At 52.1% G+C, this 12117-nt stretch carries 12 protein-coding genes; 11 read left to right on the plus strand and 1 reads right to left on the minus strand.

What is annotated here, in order from left to right:
• From B4C79_RS15245 to B4C79_RS15280, 8 genes are read left to right on the plus strand one after another with little or no spacing between them, the layout of a single operon-like run.
• Positions 1-522, plus strand: a complete 522-nt coding sequence (locus B4C79_RS15245) for an OmpH family outer membrane protein (RefSeq protein WP_105029115.1) — start codon at positions 1-3, stop codon at positions 520-522.
• Between the two features lie 9 nt (positions 523-531).
• Positions 532-1617 (plus strand): UDP-3-O-(3-hydroxymyristoyl)glucosamine N-acyltransferase, encoded by a 1086-nt coding sequence (gene lpxD / locus B4C79_RS15250; protein WP_291740389.1) that lies wholly within the window; start codon positions 532-534, stop codon positions 1615-1617.
• 37 nt (positions 1618-1654) lie between these two features.
• A complete protein-coding gene (gene fabZ / locus B4C79_RS15255; RefSeq protein WP_232222716.1) occupies positions 1655-2104 on the plus strand; it encodes a 3-hydroxyacyl-ACP dehydratase FabZ in 450 nt (149 codons plus the stop codon).
• A gap of 13 nt (positions 2105-2117) precedes the next feature.
• Positions 2118-2906, plus strand: coding sequence for an acyl-ACP--UDP-N-acetylglucosamine O-acyltransferase (gene lpxA / locus B4C79_RS15260; RefSeq protein ID WP_291740385.1), 789 nt, complete (start codon positions 2118-2120; stop codon positions 2904-2906).
• 3 nt (positions 2907-2909) lie between these two features.
• Positions 2910-4079: a lipid-A-disaccharide synthase gene (lpxB, locus tag B4C79_RS15265; RefSeq protein ID WP_291740383.1), complete on the plus strand. Its 1170-nt coding sequence runs from the start codon at positions 2910-2912 to the stop codon at positions 4077-4079.
• Positions 4072-4728 carry a ribonuclease HII gene (locus B4C79_RS15270; protein WP_291740380.1) on the plus strand — a complete coding sequence of 219 codons (657 nt, stop codon included), beginning with the start codon at positions 4072-4074 and terminating at the stop codon, positions 4726-4728. Before lpxB ends, B4C79_RS15270 begins: the two co-directional genes overlap by 8 nt.
• Before the next feature lie 8 nt (positions 4729-4736).
• Positions 4737-5558, plus strand: a complete 822-nt coding sequence (locus tag B4C79_RS15275) for a TrmH family RNA methyltransferase (RefSeq protein ID WP_291740378.1) — start codon at positions 4737-4739, stop codon at positions 5556-5558.
• 47 nt (positions 5559-5605) lie between these two features.
• Positions 5606-7288 (plus strand): cryptochrome/deoxyribodipyrimidine photo-lyase family protein, encoded by a 1683-nt coding sequence (locus B4C79_RS15280; RefSeq protein WP_291740377.1) that lies wholly within the window; start codon positions 5606-5608, stop codon positions 7286-7288.
• Positions 7289-7311: 23 nt separating this feature from the next.
• On the opposite strand, the gene ppsR is transcribed toward B4C79_RS15280, so the two are convergent.
• The gene (ppsR, locus tag B4C79_RS15285; protein WP_171099090.1) at positions 7312-8148 is read right to left on the minus strand and encodes a posphoenolpyruvate synthetase regulatory kinase/phosphorylase PpsR; all 837 of its coding nucleotides are present in this window, start codon (positions 8146-8148) and stop codon (positions 7312-7314) included.
• A 136-nt stretch (positions 8149-8284) separates the two neighbouring features.
• Between ppsR and ppsA the strand changes: the two genes are divergently transcribed.
• From ppsA to B4C79_RS15300, 3 genes are read left to right on the plus strand one after another with little or no spacing between them, the layout of a single operon-like run.
• Positions 8285-10693, plus strand: coding sequence for a phosphoenolpyruvate synthase (ppsA, locus tag B4C79_RS15290; protein WP_291740375.1), 2409 nt, complete (start codon positions 8285-8287; stop codon positions 10691-10693).
• Positions 10694-10708: 15 nt separating this feature from the next.
• A complete protein-coding gene (locus B4C79_RS15295; RefSeq protein ID WP_171099088.1) occupies positions 10709-11131 on the plus strand; it encodes an NfeD family protein in 423 nt (140 codons plus the stop codon).
• A 46-nt stretch (positions 11132-11177) separates the two neighbouring features.
• Positions 11178-12083 carry an SPFH domain-containing protein gene (locus B4C79_RS15300; protein ID WP_105029107.1) on the plus strand — a complete coding sequence of 302 codons (906 nt, stop codon included), beginning with the start codon at positions 11178-11180 and terminating at the stop codon, positions 12081-12083.
• The last annotated feature ends 34 nt before the right edge of the window (positions 12084-12117 follow it).

A 12117-nucleotide genomic window follows, 5' to 3' on the forward strand; every position in this document is an offset into this window, starting at 1 on the left:
ATGGTTTTGAATAGTGTGAAAAAATTGTTGATTGGCAGTGCTTTGTCCTTGGCGGTTGTACTGCCAACCATGTCTCACGCCCAAGCAGCGACCAAGATTGGATTTGTGAACACAGAACGAATTTTGCGCGATTCCAAATTTGCAGTGGAGTCCCAAAAGAAACTGGAACGTGATTTTTCAAAGCGTCAGAAAGAACTGGAAGACCTGGCTACCAAAGTGAAAGCAGAGGCCACCAAACTGGACAAAGACGCCATCACCTTGCCTGAAGCAGAGAAGGTTCGCCGTCAACGTGATCTGGCTGAAATGGACCGTGATTTCCAACGCAAGCGTCGCGAGTTTGAAGAGGACTTGGCTCAGCGTAAAAACCAGGTGGTGGGTGAGTTGGTAGAGCGCGCGAACCGCGTGATCCGCCAAATTGCGGAAAAGGAAAATTACGACATCATTTTCCAGGAAGCCGTGTATGCCAACAAGCGCATTGACATTACTGACCAAGTTCTCAGCAGCTTGGACAACGCGAAGTAAACCACATCAATGAATTTCATTGAAACGAAGCTCAGCACACTGCTTGAGCAGTTTGGCGGTCGACTGGCTTCGTTTGGTGGTGACCCGGCAGTGTCTGATGACATTCCTCTGGCCGGAATTCAACCGCTGGAAAAAGCCGGGATCAAACATCTCGGCTTTATTGCCAATCCCAAGTTTCGCGACCAATTGCTCTCAACAAAAGCGGGTGTAATTCTTGTCCGTGAATCCCAATTCGAGTCGCTTTGCCAGTTCCTCAAAGACAGCGCAGGGCCCGTGCCCACCTCAGTCGCATGGGTGGTCAGTGACCCTTACCTGTACTACGCCAAATTGCAACAATGGTGGGTGGCTCACAGTGAGTTCAAACCTGCGCCGGGCATTCATCCGCGTGCTGTTGTAGATCCAACCGCCACAATCGCTCCCAGCGCGATGATTGCAGCCAATTGCGTAATTGGCGCCCACACCAAAGTGGGCGAGGGCAGTCGAATTGAAGCTGGCGTGGTGCTGGGCAACCAGGTTGAAGTGGGTGCACATACTCGCATTTATCCAAACGTGACCATATACGACGAATGCACAGTTGGCTCGAATTGCATTGTGCATGCTGGTGTGGTGATCGGAGCGGACGGTTTTGGCTTTGCCAATGAAAAGGGAGCCTGGGTCAAAATACCGCAGGTGGGTCGTGTACTGATTGCAGACCATGTGGAAATTGGTGCCAACACCACCATAGACCGGGGTGCGCTAGACGACACCCTGATTGGTTTTGGCGTAAAACTGGATAATCAAATCCAGATCGCTCACAATGTCACTGTGGGCGAACACTCCGCGATGGCTGGCTGCGTAGGTGTTGCAGGCAGTACCAGCATAGGTGCTCGCTGCACGGTGGGTGGCGCGGCCATGGTGTTTGGTCATCTCAACATTCCAGATGGCACGCATGTGTCTGGAGCGTCAGTCGTGATGAGCAGCATTAAGGAGCCGGGCGCCTACACCGGAATTTTTCCCTTGCAAGAACACAAGGATTGGGAGAAAACTGCGGTTACTCTCAAACAATTGCTCAAGTTGCGCGGTGAAGTGCGTGAGCTGAAAAACAAGCTGAAATAACAATAAACCCAAATTTAAAAGTGTGAACTCAGAAGCTATGAATACGCCAGTTATGGACATCAAAGGCATTTTGGAAAATTTGCCGCACCGATACCCTTTTGTGCTCGTTGATCGAGTGCTTGAACTCGAGCCCAACGTTCGAATTCTGGCCCAGAAAAATGTCAGCTACAACGAACCTTTTTTCCCGGGACATTTCCCGATTCACCCAGTCATGCCCGGTGTGTTGATCATGGAAGCCTTGGCGCAGGCCGCTGGGCTGCTGTCGTTTAAATCCATGGAAGCCGCGCCCGACAAGAACTTGGTGTATTACTTCGTGGGTATCGACAATTGTCGTTTCAAGCGCCCCGTGGTGCCTGGTGATGTTTTGATGCTGGATGTTCAGGTGGAGCGTGTTTCGCGCGGAATCTGGAAGTACGCTGCGAAAGCGCTGGTGGATGGCAATGTGGTCGCGCTTGCTGATTTGATGTGCACGGCCCGCGAAGTTTAAGGAACACTTTCAAATGCCCATACATGCGTCAGCAATAGTCGACCCCAAGGCCGAACTGGACAGCACGGTTGAAGTTGGACCATTTTCAGTCATTGGTCCCCATGTAAAAATTGGTGCCCGCACAAAAATTGGCCCGCACATGGTCATTGCCGGGCACACCACCATTGGCCAAGACAATGTATTTCATGGCTCAGCCACCATTGGCGGAGACCCACAAGACAAAAAATACAAAGGTGAACCCACTGAACTGATCATCGGCGACCGCAACACCGTTCGGGAGTACTGCACCTTCAACACTGGCACTGTGCAAGACGGTGGTAAAACCACCATGGCCAACGACAACTGGATTATGGCGTATGTGCACATTGCGCACGACTGTCACATTGGCAGCAACACCATCATCGCCAACAGCGTGCAGCTGGCTGGGCACGTCATTATTGGGGACTGGGTTATTCTTGGCGGTATGAGCGGCGTGCATCAATTCATTCGCGTGGGCGACCATGCCATGACTGCATTTCAAACCAAGCTGATGCAAGACGTTCCTCCCTTCGTGATGGCAGCGGGTTACCCGGCAGCACCAGCCGGAATAAACTCGGAGGGTTTGAAGCGTCGGGGGTTTTCACCCGATGCGATTCTGAATATCAAACGGGCCTACAAGGCAATTTACCGCCAAGGACTGAGTATCGCAGAAGCCAAAGAGGCAATTGATTCCTTGGCCACTGCCGCACCCGACGATGCAAAGCCACACCTTGTCCACATGAAAGTGTTTCTTGACGAAGCCACTCGCGGCATCATTCGTTAAGCCATGGCGTACACCCGTACACCTTACAGCACTCAGCCTGTGGACCTGGCGATTGCCGTGGGCGAGGCCTCAGGTGACTGGATAGGCGCCTTGGCCATTGAACATCTGATACAAACCCAAACGCTGGCCATGGAGGGCATTGCGGGCCCCAAGCTTCGCGATTTGGGTGTGAAGCCCTTGCATGGCTCGGAAGAGTTGTCGGTGCGTGGTTATGTCGAGGTGTTGCGCCATTTGCCACGCTTGCTGAAGATGCGCAAAAATCTTATTCAACACTGGTCAATCAACAATCGACCCAAAGTGTTTGTGGGTGTAGATGCCCCGGATTTCAATTTGAACCTTGAGCTCGCCCTGCGTGAAAGTGGCGTGCCCACGGTCCATGTGGTGTGCCCATCGATTTGGGCTTGGCGAATGGAGCGCATTCACAAGATAAAAGCTGCCTGCAGCCATGTATTGTGCATTTTTCCATTCGAGCCTGAAATTTTAGCCAAAGAAGGGATTTCAGCCACCTACATTGGCCACCCCATGGCTGCACTGGTACCCGAAACAATCAACCCCATGGCCTATCGTACCGCCCTGGGCTTGCAACGCGAAGGGCAATTGCTGGCCGTATTGCCCGGCAGCCGTGGTGCCGAAGTCAAACACATTGGCCCTGCATTTGTTCAAGCCTGCGTTGAATTACTCAAGCAAAAACCAGACTTGCGTTTTGTAACACCCATGCCACCGGCCAGCAAATTGCTCGACATGTTCAGAACCATGATCCCGGCACAACTACTGGATCGCTGGGCATTGATCGAGGGCAAGTCTCATGAATGCATGGCTTCAGCCGATGCAGTGATGCTGGCCAGCGGCACCGCCACACTCGAGGCGATGATGTACCGCAAACCCATGGTGATTGCCTACAAAATGCCGTGGCTAAGCTACCAAATGATGAAAGGCAAGGGCTACCAGCCTTATGTGGGATTGCCCAATATTTTGTTGAATGAATTTGCGGTGCCCGAACTACTGCAAGACGATGCAACACCGGCTGCGCTCGCGCAAAAAGCACTGTTTCAACTTGATAATGATGCCAATCGGGACCGGCTTCAAACACTGTTTGCGGAACAGCACCAACGCTTGTTAAAACCTTCTGGAGAAATTGCCAGCCGCGTTATTCAGCAGGTAATGAATGGCTAGGTTTCAAGAGTGGTCAGAAATTCAGGCACACGCTGCACAGCTCGACTTGCAGGTGATTGGCGTGGATGAAGCGGGGCGAGGCCCACTGTGCGGCCCAGTGGTGGCTGGTGCGGCCTTGCTGAATCAGCCCAATACCATTGATGGATTGGCCTGCTCCAAAACACTCACTGCCAAGAAGCGAGACACGCTCGCGAGCTCAATTCACGAACATGCCAAAGCATGCGCAGTGGCCCACGCCACTGTTGAAGAAATTGATCGCTTGAATATACTCCAAGCCAGTTTGCTGGCCATGTGGCGAGCCGTTGACTCGGTGCTTGCACAAACCGGCCTGAAACCGGAGCAATGCTTGATCGTGGTGGATGGCAACAAATTGCCAAAATGGCCATACCAAGCGCTTGCTGTGGTGAAAGGCGACACCAAAATTCCTGCAATTTCAGCTGCCTCAATTTTGGCCAAAGTGGCTCGCGACGACTGGTGTAAAACCCATGCGCTGCAATACCCACAGTATGAACTGGACGTGCATATGGGCTACCCCACTGCGCGCCACATGGCTTTGCTGCGGGAACATGGGGCTACACAAGTACATAGAAAATCGTTCCGTCCAGTGCGTGAGGCACTGGAACGAGCACAACAGAACCCTTCGTTCTAGAGGCGATCATGAGTTACGAACGCCATTTTACACAAATTGAATCGGCCCAAAATGAACGGCTGAAAGCTGCCGTCAAACTGCTTTCCTCCAACCATGGGTTGCGCAACAGCGGCCTGGCTGCAGCCGAGGGTTTGCACCTTGCAGAAACGCTGCTACACCTGCCGGGTGTGCACATTGAATCGGTCTGGATTCCTCAAAGTTTGTTGAACAAGCCTGAATGGTTGACCATGTCGGCCCTGAGCGATGTGCTTGAGAACGGTGAGGTGCGCTGTCTGGTGCTTAGCGACGCACTTTATTCAAAACTCAGCAAACTGAATACCCCCACCGGGCCGATGATCTTTTTCAAACCGGTGAATGCCAGCGCAGCCATTGATTTAAACCAGGATATTGTCTTACTGGACGGCATCCAAGATCCAGGCAATGTGGGCACCCTGTTGCGCAATTGTGCAGCGGCTGGGGTTCAGCAAGTGGCATTGAGCGACCACAGCGCCTGGGTGTGGAGTGACAAGGTGCTGCGTGCAGGTATGGGCGCTCAGTTTGGCTTGCAGCTGTACGCTGAAGAAGACTTGCTGAAAGCGCTTTCATCGGCTAAATCAAAAATACCGGTGCGCGTGACCAGCCTGCATCCCAAAAGCGTTGACCTGTTCAACGCCAATTTAAAAACTGCGGGTGTGTGGGTATTCGGCAGCGAAGGGCAAGGCGTAAGCCAAGCCTGGCTGGACCGCGCCAGTGAACACATTCGAATTCCGCAAAGCAAAACCATTGAAAGCCTGAATGTAGGCAGCAGCAGCGCAGTGTGTTTATTTGAACAATTCAGGCAAAGGCGGTAAAATCAAATACACTGTACACTTAAACAGTGGTATCTGGATTTCGCTGTATGCACTTGCACCTTGTTTGGTTGAAAAAAGACCTGCGCCTTAGCGACCATGCTCCCTGGCATGCGGCAATTGCAGCCGCCAGGGAAAGCAAAGGTTGCGTGGCGGCCTTGTACTGCCTTGAACCCAAACTGATCAAGCAGCCCGACAGTGCCCCCCAGCATTTTGAATTTGCCCGTGAATGTTTACAGGAATTGGCGGAGCAATTGCCCGAGCATGTGCCCTTGCTATTGGCCAAAGCCAATGCGCCAGTTGCCTTGCAAACAATGGCCTTGTGTTGCCAACAACTCAGCATTTACAGCCACGAGGAAACTGGCAACTGGGCCAGCTTTGCGCGTGACAAGGAAGTGAAAGCCTTGTGTGCAAACCATGCCGTGCCCTGGTTTGAATTCCCCAACAATGCGGTGGTGCGCAAACTTGAAAATCGCGATGAATGGGGCAAGCTTTGGCTTGAAACCATGCGCAAACCAGTACTTCCTGCGCCAGAGTTTTCAGAATTACCTCAGACCACTTGGTTTGATTTCCCGCAGAACTTGCAGCAGCAACTAGAAGCCAATGGTTTGCCCTGTGTGCAATTGAACTGTTCACTTTGGCCGCAATGGGCTCAATATGTGCATTTTTACCCCAAACATTTAACGGACAAAACCCTGCGTCAGCAGGGTGGCAGGCAACAGGCACAACGCTGTTTGAGTGAGTTTTTGAGCGAACGCGGCATGAATTACCGCTTTGAAATGTCCAGCCCATTGAGCGCTGAATCAGCCTGCTCACGCCTGTCGCCTTACCTTGCTTTTGGTGTAATTTCCATTCGGGAAGTGCTGGAGGTGTTGGGCCAGGCGCGTCAGCAACTGGCAGAAAGCGATTTACCACCCAAAGCACAAACACAGTGGAAGCAATCCCTGAAGTCGTTCGAGAGCCGTTTGCATTGGCATTGCCACTTCATTCAAAAACTGGAAAGCGAACCCGAGCTTGAATTTCGATCAGCTCACCGTGGGTTGAATGCCATGCGCAATTTCTCCGAGCTTAGCCCGGAGGAAAATCAAAAAGCACTGGCGTGGATAGAAGGGCGTACCGGTTTTCCAATGGTAGATGCCTGCATGCGAATGTTGCGCGCCACGGGTTGGGTTAACTTCCGCATGCGTGCCATGCTTGTGGCATTTGCGTCTTACCAACTCTGGCTGGATTGGCGACACACGGCGCCCATGTTGGCGCGTGAATTTCTCGACTACGAGCCTGGCATTCACTACCCGCAATTCCAAATGCAGTCGGGCGTCACAGGCATCAACACCTTGCGCATTTACAACCCGGTGAAACAAGCCAAAGATCACGATCCCAATGGGGTGTTCATCAGGCGCTGGATACCAGAGCTGAAAAACATCCCTAATCCATGGATAGGGGAGCCCTGGAATACACCTCAACTCATTCAGCAAGAGTGCGGATGCGTGATAGGGGTGGACTACCCTTGGCCGGTAGTGGACCCTGACACAGCCATTTCGAAAGCGCGTTCCAACATTACAGAGTTCAGGCACCGCAAGGGTTTTGTTGAAGAATCAAAGCGTGTGTATGAAAAACACGGCTCAAGAAACCCAAACCGCAATGGCAATAACCGCGGCAGCCCACGACCTCGCAACAACAAACAACCCGACGAGCCCGAGATAGCAACCGATTCTCAGCAAAGTTTGTTTTGAACCAGCGTGTTGAAGGTGCAAACTTAGTAAATTGGGGAACCCAAATTCAATTGCTGCAGTATCGTAGTTGAAATTTCTTCAATGGACTTGCTGGTCGAGCTAAGCCAACTGATTCCCTCCCGACGCATCATGAACTCTGCCGCCTTGATCTCTTGCCTGCAATTTTCAAGTGAGGCGTATTTGCTGCCCGGGCGGCGTTCGTTGCGTATTTCGCTCAAGCGTTCTGGCGAAATGGACAGTCCAAAAATCTTGTCTTTGAAAGGGGGCAGGGCGGCGGGCAACTCACCACGCTCGAAGTCCTCTGGAATCAATGGGTAATTGGCGGCCTTGATACCGTATTGCATGGCCAGGTAAAGGCTTGTTGGGGTTTTACCCGAGCGGGAAACACCCACCAAAATAACATCGGCTGCCTGTAGGTCTTTGTGAGTTTGACCGTCGTCATGCGCCAGTGTGTAGTTAATCGCTTCAATTCGGTTTTTGTACTGCTCGTTGTCCGCAATGGTGTGCGACCTGCCAATGCGATGTGTGCTTTTGATGTCCAGTTCTTTTTCCAAGGGTTCCACAAAGGTGAGGAACAAATCCATGAACACGCCATCAGCCTGCTTCACCACATCGTTGATTACGGTGTTCACCAGGGTGCTGAACACAATGGGTTTCTGGCCATCGTATTTCGCGATGTCATTGATCTTTTGTCGAGCTGAAATTGCCTTCACTTCTGAATCAATAAAGGGAATGCGAATTTGCTTGAAACGTATGCCTTCAAATTGGGACAACACCGAGTGGCCGAGGGTTTCCGCCGTAATGCCTGTGCCGTCTGACACAAAAACCACGGTGCGTTCCTGGCTTACATTTTCTGACATGAATCAATCCTGTGTGTATCGGTGGCAAAAGGTCGGGTTACAGTTACAATCATAAAAAGAAATCAGGGGAAATAGTCGATGCGCGTGCACCCAAATCGCCGCATTCACTATTTCTTTTGAACTACAAGGTGAATCAATGTCAACAAATCAAGGAGTTAGCCCAACAGCTCTTGTTGCGCCATTCGAGAAGCTTCGAATGGAAGATGTAGAAACTGTCGGTGGTAAAAACTCGTCTTTGGGTGAAATGATCTCCCAATTGGCCGAAACTGGTGTGCGAGTGCCTGGCGGCTTTGCCACCACAGCCCATGCCTTCCGTGAATTCCTGAAAGCCAACAATCTGGTTGAGCGTATCAACGCCAAGCTCGATGCCCTGAATGTGGACGATGTTCGCGCACTGACCCAAGCCGGTGCCGAAATTCGCCAGTGGGTAATTGATGCGCCACTGCCTGCCGATCTGGAAAAAGAAATTCGCGATTCTTACACCACCATGATGGCCCAAAGTGGTGGCGATATTTCAGTGGCGGTTCGCTCCTCAGCCACCGCAGAAGACTTGCCAGACGCTTCCTTTGCAGGGCAGCAAGAATCTTTCCTGAACGTCACCGGCATTGATGATGTGCTTGAGAAAATCAAGGAAGTGTTCGCATCGCTGTACAACGATCGCGCCATTTCTTACCGCGTACACAAGGGATTTGCGCACGCGGACGTTGCTTTGAGCGCGGGCGTGCAGCGTATGGTTCGCTCTGACAAAGCGGCTTCTGGTGTCATGTTTACCATGGACACTGAAAGTGGATTTGATCAAGTGGTGTTCATCACTTCCAGCTACGGATTGGGTGAAACCGTAGTGCAAGGCGCAGTGAACCCCGATGAGTTCTACGTATTCAAGCCCACATTGGCTGCGGGAAAGTACCCCATCATTCGCCGTCAAATTGGATCCAAATTGATCAAGATGGAATTTGATGCGCTGAAGGAAAGCGGGAAAAGCGTGCGCACCGTCGATGTACCCGCCGAGCAGCGCAACCGATATTCATTGAATGACGAGGATGTGATCGAACTGGCAAAGTACGCCATGATTATCGAGAAGCATTATGGCCGCCCTATGGACATTGAGTGGGGCAAAGACGGTATTGATGGCAAGCTGTATATTTTGCAAGCCCGCCCCGAAACCGTGAACTCGCAAAAAGACAACGACGTGCAGTTGCGTTACAAGCTTAAGGGCAATTCGGCGATTCTGAGTTCAGGCCGAGCCATCGGCCAGAAGATTGGTGCAGGTTCCGTGCGGGTAATCAATGATTCCTCTGAGATGGACCGTGTACAAGCCGGCGATATCTTGGTGACCGACATGACCGACCCCAATTGGGAACCGGTGATGAAGCGGGCAGCAGCCATTGTCACCAACCGCGGTGGCCGTACTTGCCACGCCGCGATCATTGCCCGCGAACTGGGCATTCCCGCTGTGGTGGGTTGTGGCGATGCCACTGAAAAACTGAAAGAAGGCATGCTGGTTACAGTAAGCTGTTCGGAAGGCGACACAGGCTACATCTATGATGGCTTGCTGGAAACAGAAGTCAGCGAAGTCAAGCGCGGCGCGTTGCCTGAAATTCCCGTGAAAATCATGATGAACGTGGGCAACCCTCAATTGGCCTTTGAGTTTTGCCAATTGCCCAACAAGGGCGTTGGCTTGGCACGCCTGGAATTCATTATCAACAATGCAATCGGCATTCACCCGAAAGCCATTCTTGATTATCCGAACGTGGATGCCGATTTGAAGAAAGCCGTGGAAAGTGTGGCGCGTGGCCATGCAAGCCCGGTCGCATTTTTTGTGGACAAATTGGCTGAGGGAGTGGCCACAATCGCGGCTGCTTTCTACCCAAAGCCGGTTATTGTTCGCATGTCCGATTTCAAGTCCAATGAATACCGCAAGCTGATCGGTGGCAGCCGCTACGAACCCGAAGAAGAAAACCCGATGCTCGGTTTCCGCGGCGCGGCCCGATACATCTCCGAGGAATTTGCGGAGTGTTTCGAGATGGAATGTTTGGCCTTGAAACGTGTTCGCGAGCAAATGGGCCTGGACAATGTTCAAATCATGATCCCGTTTGTACGCACATTGAACCAGGCAGCCAAGGTAGTTGACCTGCTGGGCCGCAACGGTTTAAAGCGTGGCGAAAATGGCCTGAAAGTGGTGATGATGTGCGAAGTGCCTTCCAATGCCGTGTTGGCAGATCAGTTCCTGGAGTACTTTGATGGCTTCTCGATTGGCTCCAACGACCTGACCCAGCTTACCTTGGGCCTGGACCGGGATTCAGGGCTGGATATTTTGGCCGCTGATTTCGACGAACGCGACCCTGCCGTGCGTGCCCTGTTGAGCAAAGCCATTGAGGCCTGTAAAGCCAAAGGAAAATACGTGGGAATTTGCGGGCAAGGGCCTTCAGACCACCCCGACTTTGCCTTGTGGCTGGCTGGTGAAGGAATTGAATCCATTTCGCTGAATCCTGACACGGTGATTGACACCTGGCAGAAACTGGCCGACAGGTTCAACAAAAAGTAAAAAGGAGTCACACCATTGAGCAATTTGTCACTGTGGTTGGTATTGGCGGGTATCTTGTTGATTGCCGAAATGACCACGGGTACGTTTTACCTGCTCATGGTGTCCCTGGGGGCGGCCATCGGTGCATTGATGGCCTACCTCGGTTACGGTCTTGAAATTCAAATTGGCGCAGCAGCCGTGTTTGCAGTGGCTGGCAGCCTTCTTCTTCGCAACCGTTCGGTCAAACGAAGCAACACAGACAAACAACACGATGTGCTCGACATTGGCAACAAACTTGAAATTCCAAGCTGGAATGCGGGTGGGCGCGCCAATGTGCAATACCGTGGAGCCACTTGGGCAGCGGAGAGCACCGACAGCACGCCTGTAACGGGCCTGCATCAAATTGTCGATGTACAGGGCAATGTCCTGAAAGTCAAAAGCGTATCGACACACGCATAATCGGCGTGGCCTTGTTCCAAGGTTAGCCAATCAAAGGAGAAAATTCATGGAAGTTTCAATTGTCATATTGATTCTGGCGATTGTGTTTGTCAGCCAGGCGCTGCGCATAGTGCCGCAGCAAAGTGCATGGGTGGTAGAGCGTTTGGGAAAATACGACCGCACCTTGCAGGCTGGCTTGAATTTTCTTGTGCCCTTCATTGAGCGGGTTTCGTACAAGCACTCCCTGAAAGAAATTCCCTTGGATGTACCCAGCCAGGTGTGTATTACCAAGGACAACACCCAACTTCAGGTTGATGGCATTTTGTATTTTCAGGTGACTGACGCGATGCGGGCCAGCTACGGTTCAAGCGACTACATCAGCGCCATTACCCAACTTGCGCAAACCACCTTGCGATCGATTATTGGCCGCATGGAGCTCGACAAAACTTTTGAAGAGCGCGACATGATCAACGCGGCGATTGTAAATGCTTTGGATGAAGCGGCGCTGAACTGGGGCGTTAAGGTATTACGATATGAAATCAAAGACTTGACGCCACCTCGTGAGATTTTACTTTCAATGCAGGCGCAAATTACAGCCGAACGGGAAAAGCGCGCCCTGATTGCTGCGTCAGAGGGGCGCAAACAAGAGCAGATCAACATTGCCAATGGTGAACGGGAATCTGCAATTGCCCGCTCCGAGGGTGACCGGATTGCCGCCATCAACCGCGCCCAGGGTGAAGCCGGTGCAATCAGGGAAATTGCCGAAGCCACCGCCGACGCCTTGCGAAAAGTAGCCGCAGCGGTAGCCGAGCCAGGTGGAATGGAGGCAGTGAACCTGAAAGTGGCCGAACAATACATTGAAGCATTTTCAGGCGTAGCCAAGGCTGGCAATACCCTGATATTGCCTGGCGACCTGTCCAACATGGGTTCCATGGTGGCAGCAGCGATGCAGGTGGTGAAGCAGGGCAAATAAGATAAGTCTTGGCAGTTGGCGGAACCTGATGGGC

The organism is Limnobacter sp. UBA7229, assembly GCF_002473065.1.
GTDB lineage: Bacteria > Pseudomonadota > Gammaproteobacteria > Burkholderiales > Burkholderiaceae_B > Limnobacter > Limnobacter profundi.

Bases quoted from the DNA above. Each gene is read 5' to 3' on its own strand.
- B4C79_RS15245 (WP_105029115.1), top strand. From the start codon at position 1: ATGGTTTTGAATAGTGTGAAAAAATTGTTGATTGGCAGTGCTTTGTCC.
- lpxD (WP_291740389.1), top strand. From the start codon at position 532: ATGAATTTCATTGAAACGAAGCTCAGCACACTGCTTGAGCAGTTTGGC.
- fabZ (WP_232222716.1), top strand. From the start codon at position 1,655: ATGAATACGCCAGTTATGGACATCAAAGGCATTTTGGAAAATTTGCCG.
- lpxA (WP_291740385.1), top strand. From the start codon at position 2,118: ATGCCCATACATGCGTCAGCAATAGTCGACCCCAAGGCCGAACTGGAC.
- lpxB (WP_291740383.1), top strand. From the start codon at position 2,910: ATGGCGTACACCCGTACACCTTACAGCACTCAGCCTGTGGACCTGGCG.
- B4C79_RS15270 (WP_291740380.1), top strand. From the start codon at position 4,072: ATGGCTAGGTTTCAAGAGTGGTCAGAAATTCAGGCACACGCTGCACAG.
- B4C79_RS15275 (WP_291740378.1), top strand. From the start codon at position 4,737: ATGAGTTACGAACGCCATTTTACACAAATTGAATCGGCCCAAAATGAA.
- B4C79_RS15280 (WP_291740377.1), top strand. From the start codon at position 5,606: ATGCACTTGCACCTTGTTTGGTTGAAAAAAGACCTGCGCCTTAGCGAC.
- ppsR (WP_171099090.1), bottom strand. From the start codon at position 8,148: ATGTCAGAAAATGTAAGCCAGGAACGCACCGTGGTTTTTGTGTCAGAC.
- ppsA (WP_291740375.1), top strand. From the start codon at position 8,285: ATGTCAACAAATCAAGGAGTTAGCCCAACAGCTCTTGTTGCGCCATTC.
- B4C79_RS15300 (WP_105029107.1), top strand. From the start codon at position 11,178: ATGGAAGTTTCAATTGTCATATTGATTCTGGCGATTGTGTTTGTCAGC.